A 21,389-nucleotide genomic window follows, 5' to 3' on the forward strand; every position below is an offset into this window, starting at 1 on the left:
GGCGTACCGCCGGTTCCCTCAGTCGCTCGCGTTGGCGTTACCGTGGCGGTTCGCGCGCGACGGCGGGGGGATCTGCGTCGTCTCCTCGACGCGCTCGCCGGGGAGGAGACACCGGGCCGGTTCGCGGTTGACGTGCGCGTACTGCTCCGGCGCGTTCGCGAGGCAGTGGGCGGGGTTCTCCGCGCTGTCGATGCGCGCGGCGCGAAGCTCCTGGAAGCCCGCGATCCGCGCCCTGATACCGCGCCAGTGGTGGCGCGTGGCCGACGGCACCCGGTAGGGGTGGGGCGGTCCGAGCGTCGGTTGCCGCGCGGCGATAGCGGCCCGGTTGACGTTCGCGGCGAGGTCGTCGTGGTCGATGAGCACGCCGACGCGGGCGTCCCGGGGCGCTCGCGCGGCGAGCAGGTCGAGCCCGAGATGCAGCGCCCGGTACTCGGCGACGTTGTTGTCCGGGACGCGGTCGGGAAGCGATCGGCGGGCGACGCACTGCCCGTCGCGCGTTTCGATGACGACGCCGAGTCCGCCGCCGGAGTCGCGGAACGACCCGTCGCACGCGAGGTAATAGTCGCGGTGGTGCGTGCGCGGCGGGTGCGCGATGTGGGGGGTCGGGGACTCGTCGAACAGGTCTCTAAGGGTCGGCCGTCCGTATGCGGCCATATCAAACGTACGACACGGATCGGATATAAACGTGTGCCCTGCCCCCGTCGAAACGTTCACCGGTCCCGCCGCCCGACGGTCGGTGTGCGCTACCGTAACCTCTCTCTGTTCCTGGTTCTCGCCGCCGTCTGGGGGTCCGCGTTCATGGCCATCAAGGCGGGGCTCGACCTGTACGGGTTCCCGCCGGTGCTGTTCGCCGCCGTCCGCTACGACGTGGCCGGGCTGGTGATGCTCGCGTACGCCCTCTACGTCCTCGACGACCCGTTCCCGCGGACGCGGAGACAGGTCGCCGACGTGCTCGTCGGTGCCGTCTTCCTGATCGCAGGCTATCACGCCTTCCTGTTCGTCGGCGAGCAGAACACGACGAGCGCGGCGGCCGCCGTGATCGTCTCCCTCTCGCCCGTGCTCACGACCGCCATCGCCCGCGCGGCGCTCCCGGGAGAGCGCCTCAGCGTCTCCGGCATCGCCGGCCTGCTGCTCGGCCTGCTCGGCGTCGCCGTCCTCTCGGTTCGCGACCCGTCGAACCTCCTCACCGCGGGCGTCGTCGGCAAGGCGCTCGTGTTCGCGGCGGCGCTGTCGTTCGCGTTCGGGAGCGTCGCCAGCCAACGGCTCGACTCGGGGCTCCCCATCGAGTCGATGGAGGCGTGGTCGATGCTCGGCGGCGCGCTGCTGATGCACGTCGTGAGCGCCGCCCGCGGCGAGCGCGTCGCGCCGATGCTCGACGCCCTCTCGGGACCCGACGCCCTCGGTGCGCTCGCGGCGCTCGGCTACCTCTCGCTGGCCGCGAGCGCGCTCGGCTTCCTGGTCTACTTCGACCTCCTGGGTCGCCTCGGCCCCATCGAGATCAACCTCGTCTCCTACGTCGCGCCCGTCTTCGCCGCCCTCTCGGGGCTCCTCTTCCTCGGCGAACTCATCACGCTCCGGACGGCGGTCGGGTTCCTGATCATCGTCGTCGGCTTCGTCCTCATCAAGCGCGAGGCCATCCGCGCGGAACTCACGACGGTACGGCGAGGATCGGGGGTCGGAGCGGACGACTAGCGGGCGACGCGTTCGTGGATCCGGCTACGCGTCGAAGGTCTCGTGGTGGACGATCTCGCTCACCGGACGGCGGTACTTCCGCTCGTTCTCGCGGTCCGCGGCCCCGTCGGCCGGGTAGCCGAGCGTCAGGAGTACGACCGGTTCGTACTCGTCGCCGACGTCGAACGTCTCGCGCAGCGCCTCGGGGTCGAACCCTCCCATGGGGCAGGTCGAGAGGCCGCGGCTCCGCGCCGCGTGCATGAGCGTCATCGCGGCGAGCGCGGTGCTCCGGACCGCCCAGCGGCGGTTCGTCGCCTCGTCGCGATCCCGCAGCCCCTCGATCCGTTCGAGGAGGCCGTCGCGCGCCGCCCGATCCGGGCGGTACCCCTTCTCCAGGAGGTCGTCGACGACCCGATCTGCGTGAGCGGCGGGATCGGTGTTCCCGAGCACGACGACGCCGACGGGCGCGTCGGTCACGTGCTCCTGTCCGTACGCGACCTCCCGCAGCGCCTCGCGGTTCCCCTCCTCGCGCACCACCAGGAACTCCCACGGCTGGAGGTTGTACGACGACGGGGCGTACCGGACGAGGTCGAACAGTTCCTCCAGCGTCTCGTCGTCGACCGGTTCGTCGCTGTAGTCGTGGACGGAGCGTCGATCCCGGACGACCGCGTCGAACGTCGCGCGTCCCTCGGTCTGATCCGTAGTTGCCATCGACCGAACCGTGGAACGCGGACCGTTTGAACCCCCGAAACGCGGCGAGCGCCGCCGATTCCGGTGTGCTACCTCGCCGCCCGTCCGACGTCGTCTCCGTCGCCGAGGTAGTCGTCGACGAGGTGCCCCTCGGCGCGGTGGAGTACCTCGCTGACGGTCGACTTCGCCTGCCCTACCTCCTCGGCGAGGTCGGTGAGCGTGCACTCCCGGGGTGTGTCGTAGTAGCCGCGCTCGGCCGCGAGCGCCAGCAGGCGGTGCTGGCGCTCGGTCAGCAGGCGCTCGTCCTCAGCGGCCCGGTAGACGGCCTCGACGGCGTGGTCGAGACCGAAGCTGTCGAGCGCCTCCCCGAGCGTCGAGAGGCGCTCGTGGGGGAGCGTCACCGTCAGCGTCGCCTCGCCGTCCCGGATGTCGACGGGCGGTTCGATGGGGACGCCTGCCGCCCCGCTGGCGAACGCCAGCAGCGGTTCCGGCGTCTCGAACCGGACGACTGCACGGTCGTCGGTCCGTTCGACGACGTCGAGGGCGGTCACGCCCTCGTGGTCGCGCATCGCGTCGAGGACGGCGGAGAGGTCGGGGGCGTCGATGCTGACGAGGCCGACGCCGCTAGTCGTCCGCGAGAGGATCGCGAGGACGCGGACGTGCGCGTCGGGGTGTGCGGTCGAGACGTCCCGGATCCACGTCCCCTCGGGGAGCGAGACGCGGAGTCGCGCGTGTGCCATACCCGTGGTCGGTCGCGTCGCGGGCATAGGCCTGTCGTCTGTCGTCCCCGACGGCGCGTGGCGTCGTCCGGCGTCTCGAGCCCGCTCACCGTCCGGCGGAACGTCGCCGGCCTAACAGCAGAACATGAACGGGTAGACGAGCGCCACCCTGTCGCCGTCCTCGAGTTCCGCGTCGAACCCGCCGAGGTGTTCGTTGAACCGACCGTTGACGAGGATGCGGGCGTACGCCCGGGTCTGTTCGCCCTCGGGGTTCTTCCGCCACGTTCCGGGGAGCTCCGCGGGCGGGCGCGCCCAGCCGCGGGCCGTCGATTCCGCCTCCGTCTCGGCGATGAGCAGTTCGCGCAGGTCGTCGCCGTGCTCGTCGAACAGCGCGGTCAGGAACGCCCGCAGCGTCGTCCCCTCGAAGGTGAACTCGAAGCGGGGCGTCCCGAGGGCGGTCCGGACGTGCCCGGTACACCGGACGTTCACCGTCGTCTCCGGTCCCTCCGCGTGCTCGCGCCGGTCGGTCGCGCTCATGCCGGGGGGAGGCGACGCGCGAGCAAGGCAGACGCCCCGAACACGTTCGGTGACGACGGGCGGCTTGAGGACGTCCGCGATCAGCGGACCACCGTCACCGGGACCGACGAGTGCCGGACGACGGCCTCGGCGACGCTCCCGAGCAGGAGCCGCGAGACGCCCCGCCGCCCGTGGCTCCCCATGACGATCCCGTCGACGCCGTTCTTCTCGGCGTAGTCGACGATGGTCGCGGCGGGTCGGCCCGTCTCGATGACCGTCTCGACGGTCGCCCCGCGCGATTCGGCCCGCTCTCTCGCCTCCGCCAGCCGCTCCTCCGCCCGCTCGCGGACCGTCTCGTACCACACCTCGGCGGTGCCGGGCGCGCTCGCCCCGGTGGCGAACCCCGAACTCGGGTCGATGACCGTCAGGAGGGTGAGCCGGGCGTCCGGGAACACCTCCATGGCGTGTTCGAGCGCCTCCTCGGCGGGTTCGGAGCCGTCGAGCGGGATGAGCACGTGGCGCATACGTGACCTCTCACGACGGACGGTAATGACCTTTGTGCCGTGGTAGCACGACTTGACGCGGGACGGCCACCTGTCGGCGGCCGCCCGCGAGCGATCAGTCGCGCCCGTGTCGCGTCAGACAGTCGGGGAGGCCGATGATCTCGACGGGTTCGGAGTTGTCGGGCGAGTAGACGACCATCTGTCCCTTCTCCATGTAGGGGACCTTCGACTCCAGCGAGGCGGGGATGTTCACCGACCTGATGGCGTCCTCGTCCCCGAGATTGAGCACGATCGTCGTGTTCACCTGCTTGAACACCGGGTCCGCGATGTCCTGCGGGTCCTGCGTGATGAGAAAGAGCCCGAGTCGCTCCTTGCGCCCCTGCTTCGCCGCCTCGGTGAACTTCCCGATGACCCTGCGCGCCTGGACGCTCTCGGCGTCGGTGAGGAAGTTGTGCGCCTCGTCCATTCCGAGCACGAGCGGCGTCTCCTTGATGCGGTCGTACCGCGGATCGTTCGAGAGCTTCTGATCGATGAGCAGGCTGGAGAGCGCGAGGACGATCGTCTCCTTCGCCCGCGAGGAGCCGATGTGGTACGTCGGGACGACCGTCAGCCCGCCGGGGCGGACGAAGCGGTGGATCAGGTCCGTGACGGCCGGGGCCTCCTGGTCGAACACGTCGCCGAAGCCGTAGACGCGGCGCTTGACCGCATCGTAGGTCGCCTCGTGGACGCGCCCGGACTCGTGCAGTTCCTCGCGGAGCGTGGGATCGTCGAGGAACGACGTGAACTCCCGGTAGGTCCCGCCGTCGCCGTAGTCCCCGAAGAAGCGATCGAGGAGGTACGACAGCGCGCCGTACTGGTTGTCGTTGAGGCCGGACCCGGCGACGAGCCACTTGTTGTCCCGGACCATCGAGAACGGCAGCGTGAACTCGACCTGCTCCGCGCGGTGGTGGCTCGCCGAGTACGAGGCGTCGCCCACCTTCGGGACGAACGCGATCGTGTCGCCGTGGCCGCCGTGGGCGATCCCCTCGCGCTCGTAGCGCCGGGCCGTCTCGCGGTCGAGGTCGTCGTTGTCGTCGTGCATCTGGGCGTACTCGTCCTGCGGGTCGAACTGCACGACCGCGGGGCGGACGGTGCGGCCGCCGGACTCGATGGGGTAGGCGCGCTCCTCGGCGAGATACTGCCGGAGGACGTTCTTCGCGCCGTGGGTCTTCCCCGACCCCGTCCCGCCGGCGACGAGCGTGTGGCGGAAGACGAGCGGGTCGCCCGCCTCGTAGTCGTCCTTCAGGCGGTAGTCGATGGTGGGCGGTTCGGCCGCCGTCCTGACCTTCTCGCCGCCGACCGAGAGGTGTCCGAGGAAGACGCCCTCGCTCGGCATCTTCAGCCCCGTCTTGATCTCCTCTGCGTCGGTGGCCGGGCGAACGACCGTCTCCGGTTTCGGCACCCGGTCGGTCATCCGGCGCTTCAACTCGCCCCCCTGTTCATAGAGGACGGCGACCGGTTCGAGCGTCGCCATGAACTTGTAGTCCTGCTCGTCGATCCCCCGCGAGCGCATCGCGCGGCGGGCGTGGATCTCCGTCGCGTCGTCCGCGCGGAACTCCTGGGCGTACTCGAGGGCGGTGACCCGCGCGAACAGGCGCTCGCCATCCGGATACCGCGCGAGCAGGTACGTCCCGATGCGGACCGAACGGCGGTTCTCCACGGTGACGTACGCCCGCAGGCGCGTGTCGCGCTCGTCCTCGCTGACGACCAGCCCCTCCGACGCCGAGAGCGTCCCGATGCCGCGATCGGGGCCGACGTCGGGCACCTCCACGCGCTCGAAGTCCTTCGCGTTCGCGTCCGCCTCCTCCGTTGCCTCCGTCTCCTCCGTCTCCTCCGCACCGTCCGCGCCCGACTCGCTCGTCGCCGATTCGTCCCGGCCGTCCGCCTGGTAGTCGGAGAAGTCCTCGAGGTCGGTCATGGCAGAGCCGTCGGGGCGCTCGGTAAAACCCGTTTCCCCGTCGGAAGGTTCGCGGTGGCAGAGCGTTCGGAGTGACGGCACGCCGCGCCGGCCGGGCCCGACCCGAACGCGTCCCTCTCGCTCCGACCCGCACCGCTATCCCCGTCGGTGAACTACTTAGCCGAAGAACCCGAATCGTGGCGGTTCCGCCGCTCGCGGTGGACGTTCGTCACCGCCGCGGCCCGCGGCTCCCGCCTCCGGTCAGTGTGGCGCTACTCCTCCGCCAGCTCCTCGATCAGCGTCTCCAGGCTGTAGCTCTGGAGGGCGTTGTGCGTGTCCCGGAGCGTCGAGATGACGTACGTCGAGTTCGTCCGTTCGACCTCCTCGATGGCCTCGAAGTCGCTGATGAGCCGCTCGACCATTTCCGATCCGGTGAGCCGCGCGACGACGACGAAGTCCGTCTCGCCCATGGTGAAGTGCGCCTGCGTGACGCCCTCGACGGCGAGCAGCTTCTCGCCCACCTCCCGGTAGGGGCCGTCGTAGTCGGCGAGCACCTCGACGAGGACGGTGACGCCGAGGCCGAACTCCTCCAGGTTCACGTCGTAGAGGTCGTTCTCGATGACGCCGTCGTCCTTCAGGTTGTTCAGCCGGTAGTGGATCGTCGAGACCGGGATGCCCGTCTCCTCGTGGAGCCGCTCGGGACTCCCGGTGCCGAGGTCGGCGATGGCCTTGAGTAGCCGAATGTCGCGCTCGTCCATCGCCCGTCACGTCGGGAGGCGAGGGGTTGAATCTACCCCACTCGACGCGAGCCGCGGACCGAGCACGACCCCCACGACCAATTCGAATAGAGGTCAATATTATGCATGATTCTTCTATCAATATCGTCTAAGTTGTAGAAGAGTTTAAGTCCGTTCGCCGTCCAGGCTTGCACAAGATTACATGATCACGACACGAAGTTGGAGTTATCTACCACGAAACGGGGTGCTGTTCGTTATCCTGGCCGCGTTCTGGGGGACGTCGTTCGTCGCCATCGAGGTCGGCCTGGAGCACTTCCCGCCGCTCCTGTTCGCGGCGCTCCGCTACTCGGTCGCGGGCGCGATCATCCTCGGGTACGCGACGCTGACGACCGACCGCTGGCGGCCCGTCACGCGCGACGACTGGGCCGCCGTGGGCGTGGTCGGTGCGTTTATCATCGCGGGCTACCACGGCCTGCTCTACCTCGGGGAGCTCTACGTCCCCGGCGCGGTCGCGGCGGTGGTCGTGAGCCTCTCGCCGGTGCTGACGGCGGTGTTCGCGAGCGCCCTCCTCGCGGACGAGCGGCTGGGGGCGGTCGAGGTGGCGGGCCTCGCGTTCGGGCTGCTCGGCGTGGTCGTCGTCGCCGCGCCCGACCCGGCCGCGCTCGCGGGCTCCAGCCTCCTGGGCGTCGCCCTCGTCTTCCTCGGCGGGGCCTGCTTCGCGCTCGGGGCGGTGCTCACCCGCCCGATCGAGTCGGCGCTCCCGATCAGCTCGATGCAGGGGTGGGGGATGCTCGTCGGGTCGGGCCTGCTGTTCGCGGCCGGCGGCGTCCGCGGCGAGTCGATGGCCGCGATCGACTGGTCCGGCCCGGCGCTCCCCGCGCTCGCCTACCTCACGCTCGTCTCCGGGGTCGTCGCGTTCCTCCTCTACTTCGACCTGCTCGATCGGATCGGGCCGACGGAGATCAACCTCGTCGGCTACGTCGAACCCGTCGTCGCGGCGGCGATGAGCTGGCTGCTCCTCGGGCACCTGATCGACAGCACGGCGTTCGTCGGCTTCGGGGTCATCTTCCTCGGGTTCGCGCTGGTCAAGCGCGACGCGCTCTTCACGCTGGCCGGAAGCGCGACGGACGCCGTCGCCGGCGAGTGATTCGGTACCTCGCCCCGCGGCGACCCGGACGACGCACGCTTTTTCCGCTGGGCGGATGTAGAGAGGGTATATGCTCCTCATCCGTGGACACGGCGGCGGGACGGATCTCACCGGAACGCTGTTCGAACGCGGCGAGAAGGCCCCCGAGTTCAAGGGCGCGCCCGACGAGGACGCGCCGTACGTCTGGATCTGCGACGAGTTCTACGCGGTCGAGACCGGCGGGTCCGTGCAGATGGTCGACGGCGAGGAGGTCCGCGTCGCCTTCGAGTCGCCGATGCCGCGGGGGTTCGAGACGAAGGACCAGGCCGTCGCGGCCGCGAAGGACCACATCCGAACGCAGTTCGCCCGGATCGGCGTCCCCGAGCGGGACGTGGAGATCGAGGTCATCAAGGCCGACGAGTAGCGATCTCCCCATCGACGCCCGCACCGATCGGGTACCGGCGTCGATAGGCGATCGCGTCTAGTCCGCGTTCCCGTACCCGAACGTTCCCGCCCCCCAGCGGTCGTCGTCGTAGTCCGTGTCGCGCTCTGTGTCGAACGCCTCCTCGAGCGCCTCCTGGAGCGCGACGGTCTCCGCGCGCCCGATGCGCGCGAGGCTGTCGGCCTTCGCGACGGCCTTCGGCGGGCCGCGCTCGACGGCCACGCCCTTGAGCACCTGTAGCAGCAGGCGCTCGCGGAGCGCCTCGTCGCGCGTGAACGCCGCCGGCGCCTCGACGCGATAGACCACGTCCGTCCGCGGGTCGTAGACGACGCAGAACGTCACCTCGTAGGCGGCGGGGTCGAACTCCCGGTCGAGGCCGAACGTGTCGCCGAGCGTCGAGAGCTCGCGGTCGGCACCGCCCCGCGAGACGAACCAGTTGGTGAACGTGAGCGCGTCCGTCCGTCGCTCCCACTCGCCGTCCACCTCCTCGCGGCGTTCGAGCACCTGCGAGAAGAACGCCGCGTCGTTCACCCACGGCGCGTTCCCGGACCCCTTGCGCACGGTGCGCGTGATGGCCCGCGAGATGGGCGTCTTCACGAACCCGGCGAGCGGCACCTCGCGCTCGACGAACGTCTCGACGAGCCGGAGGTAGTTCTCGATGACGTCGCGCGGCCGCTCGTCCTCGGCGAGCAGGGTCGCCAGTTCGGGCTCGCGGTTCGCCCAGTTGAGCAGCCCCTTCGGGTAGATCGGACCGTCGAGCAGCAGCAGGTCGTCGACCACGTCGGCGTTGGTGCAGGCGTGCTCGCTCTCGGCGAGGTAGAGCGCGAGTTCGTGGACCACGGCCGCCTCGTAGCGACTCACCCGGGGGGCGTGGAGGACCCGCTGGCGCACGTAGCCGCCGTCCTCCATGACCCAGTCGTCGGCCAGCGACGTCGTCGCGTCGTTCGAGTGGACGGTCATCACCACCGTCCGCCCCCGGTGGAGATCGAGGTCGGAGGGGACGGCGCTCATCGCCGCGTGGGCCACGTCGAGCACGAGCCCGTTCTTGAACGTCGTCGGGTTGATCGTCCCCGAGTCGAGCCCGTGCTGGGTCGGAAACGGGTCGTCCTGGAGGGCGACCTCCGTCACGTCGACCATCCGGCGTCGCCGCTCGCCGATCGGCTCGACGATGACGTCCCCGTCCTCGCGCAGCGGGTCGAGCCAGTCGCCCCAGACCCGCTCGGCCATGTCCCGGTGGTCGCTCGCGTCCACGTTCTGCCGGATGCGTCGGGCGAGCCGCGTGATGCCGTCGAAGTGCACCGGGTCGAGAGTCATGCGCGTGGTGGTCGCGCGGGGCCGGGAAAAAGGCATCGCGGTCACGGTGACGATCTCTGTTCGGTGAGTGTGCGAGGGTCGGTGGTGTATCGAACGACTCTATAGATCGAGCAGGGAGGAGCGGACACGTCGAACGCTCTCGGCGTGCTGTAGACGCTGTCGGAACTACCTCGAAAGCCCTCCGTCCTCGCCCTTTCAGTCCACCGGGAAACGGGCGAGGCGGGTCTCATGTATCCCCGTTCGCTCGCGGGAACACCAGGGCCCCTACCCGTCTCCGTCGGGCGCGCAGGAAGCGCGCCCAGCCGCGTGGCCGGGAGGGCGTCCCGTCGCCCGACCCGGGGAATGGCAGGCCTGCAGTGCTGTGCGGTGCGGTGTGTCCCTGCTGTTCCCGTGAGCGAGCCGTCAGGCGAGCGAACGGGGGCTCAGGAGACGAGTACGACGAGTCTCCTGGTGGACTGAAAGGGCGAGGGGGGTGCGCGACCCCGGAGGCCGCAAGCACCGCAGGTGAGCGAGTGAAAACGAGCGAACCGAGGAGCGCAGCGTGTCCCCCGGGGGCGGAGCCCCCGAGGGCTTTCGAGGTAGTTCCGCTCCCCGCGTTTCTGACGTGTCGAGCGCGTCCGAGGCACGCTCGCCGCGATCTAAACGCTCGCCCCCACCGCTCTCCCCCTGTGAGTCGAAGCCTAGTTACGCCCGGATGGCGATCCACTAGCCGATGAAAGCGGCGCTCGTCATCCTCGACGGCTGGGGTCTCGGCTCGGGAAGCGGCTTCGTCTCCGAGGGCGGCCGGGACGCGGTCTCGGCGGCCGAGACGCCCACCTTCGACCGTCTCCGCGAGGCCGGCGCGTTCTCGACGCTCGAGACCCACGGGCGGTGGGTCGGCCTCCCGGAAGGGCAGATGGGGAACAGCGAGGTCGGCCACCTCACCATCGGCGCGGGGCGGGTGGTGAAGCAGGCGTCGACGCGCATCTCCGACTCGATCGCCGCGTGGGACCCGGCGGCGGACCAGGAGCCGACCGGGGCCGCCGCGGCCGACCCGTCGATCGCCGAGAACGCGGCCATCGACGGGGCGTTCGAGTACGCCCGGGAGAACGGCGGCCGCGTGCACCTCATGGGCCTCGTCAGCGACGGCGGCGTCCACTCGATGCAGCAGCACCTCCGCGCGCTCATCGACCTCGCCGCAGAGCGGGACGTCGAGGCGGTCACGCACGCCTTCACCGACGGGCGGGACACGCCCCCGAAGAGCGGCGCGGGCTACCTCGGCGAACTCGAGGCCGCGATCGAGGCCGCCGGAACGGGCCGCGTGGCGACCGTCTGCGGCCGCTACTACGCGATGGACCGAGACCGGAACTGGGAGCGGACGGGGCGCGCCTACGAGGCGATCGTGAACCGCGACGCGCCCTTCGAGGCGGCGAGCGCGGTCGAGGCGTGCGAGGCATCTTACGAGCGCGGCGTGACCGACGAGTACGTCGAGCCGACGCTGATCGAGGGCGGGCCCGACCTGACCGACGGCGATTCGGTCGTCTTCGTCAACTTCCGGGCCGACCGCGCGCGCCAGCTCGTCCGCATGCTCGCCGACATCCGCCCCGAGTGGGACGCAGAGACCGACCCCCCGGAGATTCACCCGGTAACGATGACCGAGTACGACGCGACGTTCGACCTCCCGGTCGCGTTCGCGCCGCACCAGCCCGAGGACACGCTCGGCGAGGTCGTCGCGGAGCGCGGCCTGACCCAGGCGCGCCTCGCCGAGTCGGAGAAGTACGCCCACGTCACCTACTTCATCAACGGGGGGCGCGAGGTGGCGTTCGACGGCGAGATCCGCCGGATCGTGAAGAGCCCCGGCGTGTCTACCTACGACGAGCGACCCGAGATGAGCGCCGAGGAGTTGACCGACACGGCGGTCTCGATCGTCGCGGGGGAGGACCCCGACCTCCTGATCCTCAACTACGCCAACCCCGACATGGTGGGCCACACGGGCGACTTCGACGCCGCCGTGGCGGCCGTCGAGGCGGTGGACGAGCAGCTCGGACGACTGGTCGACGCCCTCCTCGACGCCGGGGCGGACGTGATCGTCACCGCCGACCACGGCAACGCCGACGACATGGGGACCGAGGACGACCCCCACACGGCCCACACGCTCAACCCGGTGCCCGTCGTCCTGCTCGGGCCCGACGGGACCGACGGGGGGCGGACGCTCCGCGAGGGGGCCGGACTCGCCTCGATCTCACCCACGCTCCTCGAACTGATGGCGATCGAGCGACCCGAGGCGATGACGGGCGAGTCGCTGGTGGAGTGAGGCCCGTCACCCGTCGCGCTCGGCGGTACACTCCACCCGGAAGGAGTAGTCGAGCGCGGGCGCGCTGTGGGTGAGCGACCCCATCGAGATCACGTCGACGCCCGTCGCGGCGTAGGCGGGCACGTCGGCGAGCGCGATGCCGCCGCTCGCCTCGGCCAGCACGCCGGCGGGGAGCCGCTCGACGCCCCGCTCGACCGCCGCGGGCGGCAGGTTGTCGAAGAGGACCGCATCCGCGCCGGCGGCCGCCGCGCGCGGACCGTCCGCCGGCCGCTCGACCTCCGCGATCACCGTCGTGGCGAACGAGACGCGATCGCGGACGCGTTCGACCGCCCGCTCCAGGCCGAGCGCGGCGACGTGGTTGTCCTTCACCATCGCGGCGTGCGAGAGGTCGAGGCGGTGGGTGTCGCCGCCGCCCGCCGCGACGGCGCGCTTCTCCACCCCGCGGAGCCCCGGCGTCGTCTTGCGCGTGCAGGCGATGCGCACCGCGGCGCTCGCCGCGCGGGCCGCGTCGACCGCCTCGCGGGTGCGGGTTGCGATTCCCGAGGCGTGGGCCGCGACGTTGACCGCCGCCCGTTCCCCGCGGAGCACGTCGCGCGCCGGTCCCTCGACGGCGAGGACCGCGTCACCGGCCCCGACGCGGTCGCCCTCCTCGACCTGAGGCTCCGCGTCCACCCCGAGGTAGTCGAAGACGGCGCGCGCGGCGTCGAGTCCGGCCGCGACGCCCGCCTCGCGCGCGACGAGTAGCCCCCTCGCCTCGCCGGGCACGTCGTCCGTCGCGTCGTGGTGGCCGACGTCCTCGACCAGCCACGACTCGACCTGGGTGTCAGTCAGCACGCCCGCTCGCCTCTGCGGTCAGGTGGTGACACCCTCGCGATTCGGGGTTTCTGCCGGCCGCCCTGGCGACGAGCAGCGCGGTCACGCAGGCGGCCCGCAGTTCGTAGAGATCGCGCGAGGTCCGCGTCCGGCAGTAGGCGTCCGCCTCGCCCTTCAGGCGGCGGAGCGCCGCGCGCGCCCGTCGCAGGCCGTCGGGGTCGCGTTCGAGGCCGAGGTGCTCGCCGACGATCCGGCGGAGCCGCGCGAACTTGTCCGCGGCGAACGCCGGCGGGAGCGGCGGATCGTCGTCGAGCGGTGGCGGGGCGTCGATCCGTGTCGACTCGTACCCGGCGGCGGCCTCGCCGGCGCGCAGGCCCCACACGAGCCCCTCGAGCAGCGACGTGCTCGCGAGTCGGTTCGCGCCGTGGACGCCCGTCCGGGCGCACTCCCCGACGGCGAACAGCCGATCGAGGCCCGTCCGCCCCTCGCGGTCGACCGCGATCCCGCCGCAGAGGAAGTGCTCGGCGGGCGCGACCGGGATCCCCGAGCGCCACTCGACGCCGCGGGCCGCACAGCGGGCGGCGAGATCGGGGAACGCGGCCCGGAAGTCGAGCGGCGACACGTCGAGGGTCACCTCGCCGGTCCGCTCGCGCTCACGGGCGACGGCCCGCGCGACCACGTCCCGCGGCGCGAGTTCGGCGTCCGGGTGGTACCGCGCCGCGAACCGCTCGCCGTTCCCGTCGCGCAGGAGGGCCCCCTCGCCCCGGACGGCCTCGCTGACGAGGAACGGCTCGTCACCGCCCGCGACCGTCGGGTGGAACTGGACGTACTCCATGTCTTCGGCGGACGCTCCGGCGCGCGCGGCCATGGCGATGCCGTCGCCGGTCGCGCCGTCGGGGTTCGTAGAGCGGGGGAAGAGCGCGCCGATCCCGCCCGTGGCGAGCACCGTCGCGCCCGCGAAGCACGCCTCGACGTCCCCGTCGCGCTCGAGCCACGCGCCGTGGACGCGCCCATCCCGGGCGAGCAGGTCGAGCGCGGCCGTGTCCTCCAGGATCGTCACCCGCTCGCGCCCGCGGAGGTGCGAGAGGAACGGCCCGAGGACGTGCCGTCCCGTGCTGGCGTCGACGTGGAGGACCCGCCGCGCCGAGTGGGCCGCCTCGCGGCCGTAGTCGAACCCGTCGCCGTCGCGGTCGAACGGCACGGAGAGCGTGTCGAGCAACACGTCCGCCACCGCCTCCGGCGCGCCGTCGACCAGTGCGCGGACGGCGTCGGGGTCGGCGCACCCGTCGCTCGCCGCGCGGACGTCCCGCGCGAGGGCGTCCGGACCACCGCGCGGCACGGCGATCCCTCCCTGCGCCCGCCAGGTCGCGCACTCGTCCGGCGCGGTCGCCTTCGTGGCGAGCGTCACCCGCGCCCCGGCCCGGGCGGCGGCCAGCGCGGCCGAACACCCGGCGATGCCGCTCCCGATCACCAGTACGTCGGTCGTCATAGCCGGAGCATCCGGTCGAGGGCTATTCCCGCGAGTCGTTTCTCCTCTGGCGTGACCTCGATGACGTTGCGCTCGCGGCCCGCGGCCAGTTCCTCGAGCATCCACGTCAGGTAGTTCGGGTCCACCTGGCGCATGGCGTTGCAGTCCACGCAGGCGTCCCCGCAGAGCGGGAGGACCGTCACCTCGGGGTGCCACCGCCGGAGGTGGCGGACGAGGTGAATCTCGGTCCCGACGGCCCACGTCTCGCCTGGGTCCGCGTCCGCGACGGCGGCGCGGATGGCGGACGTGCTCCCCGCGCGGTCCGCGGCCTCGACCACCTCCCGCCGGCACTCCGGGTGGACGACGACCTTCGCGTCAGGATGTTCCGCTCGCACGCGCTCCACGTGCTCGACGCTGAACCGCTCGTGGACCTGACAGTAGCCCTCCCAGAGGACGACGTCCGCGTCCGCGACGGCGTCCGGGTTCTGCGTCTCGGGTGCCCACGGGTCCCACTCGACGGCCCGGCCCGCGATGCCGAGGCGGTGGGCCGTGTTCTCCCCGAGGTGCTTGTCGGGGAGGAAGAGGACGGCGTCGCCGCGCTCCAGCGCCCACTCGAACGCGCGGTGGGCGTTCGAGGAGGTGCAGACCAGACCGCCCTGCTCGGCGCAGAACGCCTTCAGGTCGGCGTAGCTGTTCATGTAGGTCACCGGAACGATCTCGCGGTCGGGTAGCGCCGCGGTCAGGTCCGCCCACGCCGCGTCCACCTGCAGGGCCTCGGCCATCCCGGCCATCGGACAGGAGGCCTCCATCGACGGGAGGACGACGGTCTGGTCGTCGTCGGTGATGACGTCCGCCGACTCGGCCATGAACGTCACCCCGCAGAACACGACGTAGCGCGCGTCCGACTCGGCTGCCCGCTTCGAGAGCTCGTAGGAGTCGCCGACGAAGTCGGCGCGCTCGACGATCTCCCGCCGCTGGTAGTTGTGCCCCAACACGATCACGTCGTCGCCCAGCGCCTCGCGCGCGGCGGCGATGCGGTCCTCCCGGTCGTCCTCGTCGAGCGCGCGGTACGCGTCGGGGAGCTGTTCCAGGTCGCCGTACTTGAACAGGCTGAGATCGGTCTCGAACCCGGTCGTCTCCATCTTCGGCACGGGTATCTCCTCGTACTCGCGGCGTACAATCGGCCATTATGAATAATTTTCCTCTACATAGCTAGAATAGGATGAAGAATACTGATTCAACTAGACAGTTGGAGTATATACTAGGACGATATGGCCGGAGCGAGAACGGACGGAATCTATACGCGGGATAGAAGACGATTCTTTGAAACCCCCGCACGCTCCGCCGCGTTCCGCGGCCCGTACCGGGCGTCAGTCGCCGCGTTCGTACACGACGCGCCCGTCGACGACGGTGTGGGTCACCTCGATGTCGGCGATGGCCGCCGGATCGACCTCCCACGGCGACCGCGCGAGCGCGGTGAGGTCGGCAAGCGCGCCGACCTCGACGGTCCCCAGCCGATGCTCGTCGAAGCCGGCGTAGGCCGCGCCGCTCGTGTACGCCCGCAGCGCCTCGGTGACGGTGAGGCGCTGGCGCTCGTCGGGCGCGGTGACCGCCTGCTGGACGCCGAACAGGGGGTCCATCGGCATGCAGTCGCTCCCGAAGGCGAGCGGGACGCCCGCGTCGAGCAGGTCGCGGTAGCGGTTCGTCTCCCGCGCCCGCTCGCGGCCGAGGCGGTCCTCGTAGAGGCCCCCCTCGCGCGCCCACTTGAGGAAGTTCGGCTGGACGGAGGCGACGACGCCGAGGTCCGCGAGGCGCTCGATCAGGTCGTCGCGCAGGAGTTCGGCGTGCTCGACGCGGTGGCGCGCGTCCGCCTGGCCGCGCCTATCGGAGCGCGCGGGACGGCGCGGGCGCTCCGCGTAGGCGTCGAGCACGGCCTCGATCGCCGCGTCGCCGATGGCGTGGGCGGCGAACTGCAGTCCCGCCTCGTCAGCGCGCGTGACGAGTTCGTCCAGTTCCTCGGGCGGGACGACCCACTGGCCGGTCTCATCGCCCTCCCGATACGGTTCGGAGAGCTTCGCCGTCCGCGCGCCGAAGCTCCCGTCGGTGAAGCTCTTGACCGCGCCCGTGCGCACGAGGTCGCTCCCGAAGTTCGTCCGCGCGCCGAGGTCGACCAGCGAGTCGAGGTGGTCACTCCAGTAGTTGATCCGCACCCGGAGGTCGAGCGCTCCCTCGGCGTCGAGGTCGCGGTAGACGGCGGGCGCGGCCGACTTCCGCACCATGTCGTGGACCCCGGTGACGCCGAGTTCGTGCGCCCGGTCGCGCGCCGCCTCGATCAGGCGGCGCGCCCCCTCGGCGTCGGGTTCCACGGCGGCGTAGAGCACGTCCACCGCCTCCTCGACGACGACGCCTGTCGGTTCGCCCCCCTCGCGGCGCACGCCGCCGTCGGGCATCTCCCCGACGAACCGGGAGAGCGCGACGGCGTTCAGGCTCGCCGTGTGCATGTCCTCGCGGAAGGCGACGACCGGGCGCTCGTCGCTCACCGCGTCGAGGTCCTCGCGGGTGAGGTAGCGCGCCTCCTCCCACGCGCTCTCGTCGTACCCGTACCCGAGGATCACCCCCTCGTCGTCGGCTGACTCGCGGAGGAGCGAGACGGCCTCTGCCGGGGAGCCGGCGGCGGAGAGGTCGGCGTGGACCAGCGACCGACCGACCATCGGCAGGTGCGTGTGCGCGTCGACGAACCCCGGGAGGACGACCCCGCCGTCGAGGTCGATCACCGTCGTGTCCGCCCCTTCGAGGAACCGCACCTCGTAGGCCGAGTCCACGCGGACGACGCGACCGTCGCGCACCGCGACCGCCCCGTGGACCTCGTCGGGTTCGGCGAGCGTGTGGACCGCCGCGTTCGTCAGCACGAGATCCGCTGGCGCTGTCATGGCGGTAGGGCGCGTCGGGCGGACAAAAGGCTAGCCCATCACGTACACGTCCGAGTTCGTCGCCAGCCGGTAGTAGAGCCGTCCTCCGGCGACGACGGGCTGCGAACCGACGACCCCGAGCCGGTCGCCCGCGATCCGCCGTCGGGCCTCACCGGTCGCCGCGTCGAGCAGGAATATCCCTCGATTCGCGCTCCCGACGAGGACCTCGTCGCCGAGGACGACCGGCGCGGCCGTGCTCGGCCCCGTCTCCGCCCGCCAGAGGGCCTCGCCCGTCTCGACGTCGAGTGCGCGCGCGAACCGACCGTTCCCCGCCGGCACGAACACCCGGCCGTCCGCGACGGCCGGCGGCGCGTACACCCCGTCGGCGATGCGTTGCGTCCAGCGGACGCTCCCGTCGGCCGTCGCGACCGCGGAGAGGCGACCGCGCTTCGAGGTGGCGTAGACGGTCCCCCCGGCGACGACGGGGGCGGTGTACAGCTCCCCCAGGTCGTCGGTCCGCCACCACCGCTCGCCGGCCGGCGTGATCGCGACGAGGTGCCCGCCGTCGTTCGTGTGGGCCGCGGCGTACGCCCGGTCCCCGACGGCCACCCCGGCGACGCCGCCGTCGACGGCGGCGGTCCAGCGCCTCTCCCCGGTCTCCGCGTCGAGCGCGGCGACGACGCCGGAGGCCGGGACGAACAGGGTTCCGTCGCGAACGGTCGGCGACGCGGTGTCGTCGAAGGCGGCGACGCCGACGTCCGCGCTCCACAGCCGTTCGCCGGTGGCGGCGTCGAGCGCGACCGTCCGGTTGAGCGCGCTCACGTAGAGCGCGCCGCAGGCGAGTGCGGGGCTCGTCCCGACGCCGTCGTTCACGTCCTCGAACGACCAGAGGCGGTCGCCGGATTCCGCGTCGCGCGCCTCGACGCGTACGTCACCCGCGACGAACGCGACGCCGCCGTCGACGACCGGACCGCCGTCGACGCTCCCGCCCCCGTTCGGGGTCGTCCCGGTGTGCGAGAGGCGTCGAACCGGCGCGTCGGCGGGCGGGAGGTCGCGCCCGCCGAGCGCGCTCGTCCGAGACGGGTCGTGACCGAACGTCGGCCAGTCGTAGTCCGAGGGTCCGCAGGTGATCGGCGGGTCGCGCTCGCCGTCGGCGAGCGCGCTACAGCCCGCGAACGTCGTTGCGGCGCACGCTGCGAGGAAGCCGCGGCGGGTGGAGGGCATCGAGTACCCCGGTGGACCGCACTGTCATAAATTTTATCACGATCGCCGCGTCCGCTCACTCCTCGTAGACGCCGCCCTCGTCCACCACGAATCGGTAGTGGTGGGGGACCAGGTAGTAGTCGTTGCCGCAGTGCTGCGCCCGGTACGTCGTCCCGTCGGCGTCCAGGTTGACCGTCCACTCGACGGTCGCGCCGCACTCGGGACAGCGGGATCCGTCCAGCGCCTCGACGAACGGGACGACGGCGTCGTCCTCGATCTCGACCATGCGCGGGCTACCGGCTCGGCGGACTTGAAACGATCCCCGCGTTCCCTCCGACTGCCGTCGGCGTCAGTCGATCGACTCCACGTCCACCTCGTCGGGGGTGTCGCCGTAGGCGATCTGTCCGTAGTTGAGCAGCGCGACGAAGACCGTCCCGCCGACGACGTTCCCGACCGTCGTCCACAGCAGGAAGTGGCCGAACTCGGCGAGCGTGACGCCCTGGCCGAGGAACATCGCGCCGAGCACCTCGGTCGTCCCGAGGAGGGCGTGGTGGAACGGGGCGAAGCCGATGCCCGCGGTGACGATCCACACCGCGACGATCTCGCCGACGGTGTCGCGGCTGGCGGCCGCGAGCCACGTCGCGAGACCCATGAGCCAGCCGGCGACGACGCCGCTCAGCAGTATCGTCGGTCCCGAATAGGGGAGGAGGGCGTTCGCGAGCGTTCCGAACGCCGACGGATCGACGATCGACAGCGACGGCCCCACCAGCGCGACGAGCCCCGCGAAGAGCGCACAGCCGACCAGGTTCGTGACGTAGATAATCAGCCAGAGGCGGCCGAGTTCCCGCAGGTCGGCGTGGCCGCTGAACACCGGGAGCCACGCCATCGTCGTGTGGGCGGTGAACAGCTCCGTCTGTCCGAGCATCACGAGCAGGAAACCGACCGCGGAGGCGTTCGCGAGGACGAACTGCTTCACGAGGTCCGACTCGAACCCCGGCGAGAAGGTGAGCGCGACGGCCATGAACAGCGCCCCGAAGCTCACGTTGAGCCCGGCCGCGAACCCGGAGAAGGCGAGCGCGCCCGTCGATCGGCGCATCTCCCTGATCGCGCTCTCTATCTGCCGCTCGAGGACGTTCCTGAACTTGCGCGCGTCGGCGGACGTCGTCTCGGTCTGCGTCTGATTCATCGCGGCGTTCGAGGTCGTACTCGCGGCCGACGTATCAAGGTCCCCCCGGCGCACGCATCGAGCCCCGCGCCTCCCGTGCCGCCCCCGGTCCAGCAGGCGGCGGTCCGGCGGTCGCTCACTCCCGCGTCACGGACAGGGTCGAGGGGGCCGCGCGAACGACGCCCCCGCCGTCCGGCGGGACGATCCCGTCGGCGCTGACGCGCGCGTTCATCGCTCCTCCGCACGCCGCGCCCGGTAGTCCGGGAGCGCGTCGTCCTGCATGACGGCGGTGCGCCCGCCGTCGACGAGGCGGTTCGCGCGGGTGACGAGCGCCGTCCGGCGTGCGAACCCTCCGAGGTCACCACTCCGCGACGCTGCCGTCGTCGTGTCGCCAGACGGGGTTGTGCCAGTCGACGGTCCCCGCCCGGTCGCGGACGTACGCCTCGTCGATCTCGATGCCCAGCCCCGGGCCGTCGGGCAGGCGGACGTACCCCCCTTCGTACGCGAACACCGACGGGTCGGCGAGGTAGTCGAGGACGTCGCCGCCCTCGTTGTAGTGGATGTCGAGGCTCTGCTCCTGGATGAGCACGTTCGGCGAGCAGGCGTCGACCTGCACGCAGGCGGCCAGCGCGATGGGCCCCAGCGGGCAGTGGGGGGCCATCGCCACGTCGTAGGCCTCGGCCATCGCCGCGATCTTCTTGACCTCCGTGATCCCGCCCGCGTGTGAGAGATCCGGCTGGATCACGTCCACGACGCCCTGCTCGAACACCTCCTTGAAGTCCCATCGCGAGTACATGCGCTCGCCGGTTGCGATGGGGATCGACGTGTGGGCGGCGATGGCGGGCAGCGCGTCGGTGTGCTCGGGGAGGACGGGCTCTTCGATGAAGAAGGGTTCGTGGGGTTCGAGCGCGCTGGCGAGGCGTTTCGCCATCGGTTTGGACACCCGACCGTGGAAGTCCACCCCGACGTCCACCTCCGGGCCGACCGCCTCGCGGACGGCCCGGAGACGCTCGGCCGCCGCCGCCACCGCGGCCGGGGTGTCGACGCGGCGGAGTTCGGAGGTCGCGTTCATCTTCAGCGCCGTGAACCCCTCCTCCACCTTGGCGCTCGCGGCCCGACCCACGTCCGCGGGTCGATCGCCGCCGATCCACTGGTACACCCTGACTCGGTCGCGCGCCCGCCCGCCGAGCAACTCGTAGATCGGCGCGTCGAACGCCTGGCCCTTGAGGTCCCAGAGCGCCTGGTCGATGCCGGCGATGGCGCTCATCAGCACCGGCCCGCCGCGGTAGAACCCCCCGCGGTACATCGTCTGCCAGTGGTCCTCGATCGGGTCGGGATCCGACCCGAGCAGGTAGGTGTCCATCAGTTCCTCGACGGCGGCGCGGACGGTCCGGGCGCGCCCCTCGACGACCGGTTCGCCCCAGCCGACCCGCCCGTCGCTCGTCTCGACCCGCAGGAACAGCCAGCGCGGCGGTACCTCGAACAGTTCGTAGTCCGTGATTCGCATGTCGTGTCTCACTCTCCGGGGCCGCCGGCGACGCAGTCGTCGGTCCGCAGGCCCTCCTCGTCGGTCTCGGTCTTCCGCTGTCCCGCTCCGCTGACGTACTCGTTGACGTCGGCCCCCGGCGTGCCGGGGTCGCGCGGGCTGCGCGTGATACTCCTACCGATGGAACTTGCACACATAAACTCCCCGCATAACGCCGTTACTCCCCGCCGAAACGATCCCTCGGAGGGCTCTTCGTACGTGGGACGACGTCCGTCGGCTCGCGCCCCAGGGTCACCTCGCGCGGTCGTCGCGCGCCCGAGGGCCGCTCGTCCCGAACGCATTCGAGAACGGAGTCCCCGAGAGCCCCGCGGCGGAACCCTCCTCCACCTCGTCGCCCG

Annotated in this window: 21 protein-coding genes; 4 read left to right on the forward strand and 17 right to left on the reverse strand. The window is 71.4% G+C overall.

Annotated elements, in window-relative coordinates; genetic code table 11:
• Positions 1-18 precede the first annotated feature (18 nt).
• A complete protein-coding gene (locus P1K31_RS00340; RefSeq protein WP_276304285.1) occupies positions 19-654 on the reverse strand; it encodes a ribonuclease H family protein in 636 nt (211 codons plus the stop codon).
• A gap of 84 nt (positions 655-738) precedes the next feature.
• On the opposite strand from P1K31_RS00340, the gene P1K31_RS00345 reads away from it, so the two are divergent.
• A complete protein-coding gene (locus P1K31_RS00345) occupies positions 739-1,692 on the forward strand; it encodes a DMT family transporter (RefSeq protein ID WP_276304286.1) in 954 nt (317 codons plus the stop codon).
• Positions 1,693-1,716: 24 nt separating this feature from the next.
• On the opposite strand, the gene P1K31_RS00350 is transcribed toward P1K31_RS00345, so the two are convergent.
• The 6 genes from P1K31_RS00350 to P1K31_RS00375 form a co-directional block, all read right to left on the reverse strand.
• Positions 1,717-2,382 (reverse strand): nitroreductase family protein, encoded by a 666-nt coding sequence (locus P1K31_RS00350; RefSeq protein ID WP_276304287.1) that lies wholly within the window; start codon positions 2,380-2,382, stop codon positions 1,717-1,719.
• A gap of 68 nt (positions 2,383-2,450) precedes the next feature.
• Positions 2,451-3,101, reverse strand: a complete 651-nt coding sequence (locus P1K31_RS00355) for a helix-turn-helix domain-containing protein (RefSeq protein ID WP_276304288.1) — start codon at positions 3,099-3,101, stop codon at positions 2,451-2,453.
• A 111-nt stretch (positions 3,102-3,212) separates the two neighbouring features.
• The gene (locus P1K31_RS00360) at positions 3,213-3,617 is read right to left on the reverse strand and encodes a MoaD/ThiS family protein (RefSeq protein ID WP_276304289.1); all 405 of its coding nucleotides are present in this window, start codon (positions 3,615-3,617) and stop codon (positions 3,213-3,215) included.
• Positions 3,618-3,697: 80 nt separating this feature from the next.
• Positions 3,698-4,120 (reverse strand): universal stress protein, encoded by a 423-nt coding sequence (locus P1K31_RS00365; RefSeq protein WP_276304290.1) that lies wholly within the window; start codon positions 4,118-4,120, stop codon positions 3,698-3,700.
• Between the two features lie 94 nt (positions 4,121-4,214).
• Positions 4,215-6,056, reverse strand: coding sequence for an ATP-binding protein (locus tag P1K31_RS00370; RefSeq protein ID WP_276304291.1), 1,842 nt, complete (start codon positions 6,054-6,056; stop codon positions 4,215-4,217).
• Positions 6,057-6,307: 251 nt separating this feature from the next.
• A complete protein-coding gene (locus P1K31_RS00375) occupies positions 6,308-6,793 on the reverse strand; it encodes an Lrp/AsnC family transcriptional regulator (RefSeq protein ID WP_276304292.1) in 486 nt (161 codons plus the stop codon).
• A gap of 184 nt (positions 6,794-6,977) precedes the next feature.
• On the opposite strand from P1K31_RS00375, the gene P1K31_RS00380 reads away from it, so the two are divergent.
• Positions 6,978-7,919, forward strand: coding sequence for a DMT family transporter (locus tag P1K31_RS00380; RefSeq protein WP_379794417.1), 942 nt, complete (start codon positions 6,978-6,980; stop codon positions 7,917-7,919).
• 70 nt (positions 7,920-7,989) lie between these two features.
• Positions 7,990-8,322, forward strand: coding sequence for a DUF7113 family protein (locus P1K31_RS00385; RefSeq protein WP_276304294.1), 333 nt, complete (start codon positions 7,990-7,992; stop codon positions 8,320-8,322).
• Between the two features lie 57 nt (positions 8,323-8,379).
• Here the strand turns inward: P1K31_RS00385 and P1K31_RS00390 are convergent, their stop codons facing one another.
• Positions 8,380-9,654: a DNA double-strand break repair nuclease NurA gene (locus P1K31_RS00390; protein ID WP_276304295.1), complete on the reverse strand. Its 1,275-nt coding sequence runs from the start codon at positions 9,652-9,654 to the stop codon at positions 8,380-8,382.
• A gap of 712 nt (positions 9,655-10,366) precedes the next feature.
• Between P1K31_RS00390 and gpmI the strand changes: the two genes are divergently transcribed.
• Positions 10,367-11,947, forward strand: coding sequence for a 2,3-bisphosphoglycerate-independent phosphoglycerate mutase (gene gpmI, locus P1K31_RS00395; RefSeq protein WP_276304296.1), 1,581 nt, complete (start codon positions 10,367-10,369; stop codon positions 11,945-11,947).
• A gap of 6 nt (positions 11,948-11,953) precedes the next feature.
• Here the strand turns inward: gpmI and nadC are convergent, their stop codons facing one another.
• The 9 genes from nadC to P1K31_RS00440 form a co-directional block, all read right to left on the reverse strand.
• Complete coding sequence (nadC, locus tag P1K31_RS00400; protein WP_276304297.1) at positions 11,954-12,781, reverse strand: carboxylating nicotinate-nucleotide diphosphorylase; 828 nt, start codon at positions 12,779-12,781, stop codon at positions 11,954-11,956.
• Complete coding sequence (locus tag P1K31_RS00405) at positions 12,771-14,249, reverse strand: L-aspartate oxidase (protein WP_276304298.1); 1,479 nt, start codon at positions 14,247-14,249, stop codon at positions 12,771-12,773. The genes nadC and P1K31_RS00405 overlap by 11 nt, the downstream gene beginning before the upstream one ends.
• Positions 14,246-15,370: a quinolinate synthase NadA gene (gene nadA, locus P1K31_RS00410; RefSeq protein ID WP_276305756.1), complete on the reverse strand. Its 1,125-nt coding sequence runs from the start codon at positions 15,368-15,370 to the stop codon at positions 14,246-14,248. Before nadA ends, P1K31_RS00405 begins: the two co-directional genes overlap by 4 nt.
• A 228-nt stretch (positions 15,371-15,598) precedes the next feature.
• Positions 15,599-17,158: an amidohydrolase gene (locus tag P1K31_RS00415; protein ID WP_276304299.1), complete on the reverse strand. Its 1,560-nt coding sequence runs from the start codon at positions 17,156-17,158 to the stop codon at positions 15,599-15,601.
• A gap of 30 nt (positions 17,159-17,188) precedes the next feature.
• Entirely contained in the window at positions 17,189-18,361 is a 1,173-nt protein-coding gene (locus P1K31_RS00420) for an outer membrane protein assembly factor BamB family protein (RefSeq protein ID WP_276304300.1), read from the reverse strand.
• Positions 18,362-18,416: 55 nt separating this feature from the next.
• Positions 18,417-18,626: a hypothetical protein gene (locus P1K31_RS00425; RefSeq protein ID WP_276304301.1), complete on the reverse strand. Its 210-nt coding sequence runs from the start codon at positions 18,624-18,626 to the stop codon at positions 18,417-18,419.
• A 63-nt stretch (positions 18,627-18,689) separates the two neighbouring features.
• Positions 18,690-19,526, reverse strand: a complete 837-nt coding sequence (locus P1K31_RS00430) for a formate/nitrite transporter family protein (protein WP_276304302.1) — start codon at positions 19,524-19,526, stop codon at positions 18,690-18,692.
• A 337-nt stretch (positions 19,527-19,863) separates the two neighbouring features.
• Positions 19,864-21,012: a galactonate dehydratase gene (gene dgoD / locus P1K31_RS00435; RefSeq protein WP_276304303.1), complete on the reverse strand. Its 1,149-nt coding sequence runs from the start codon at positions 21,010-21,012 to the stop codon at positions 19,864-19,866.
• An 8-nt stretch (positions 21,013-21,020) separates the two neighbouring features.
• Positions 21,021-21,188, reverse strand: coding sequence for a hypothetical protein (locus P1K31_RS00440; protein WP_276304304.1), 168 nt, complete (start codon positions 21,186-21,188; stop codon positions 21,021-21,023).
• Positions 21,189-21,389: the final 201 nt, after the last annotated feature.

This window comes from Halomarina halobia (assembly GCF_029338575.1).
In the GTDB taxonomy this organism is placed as follows: Archaea; Halobacteriota; Halobacteria; order Halobacteriales; family Haloarculaceae; genus Halomarina; species Halomarina halobia.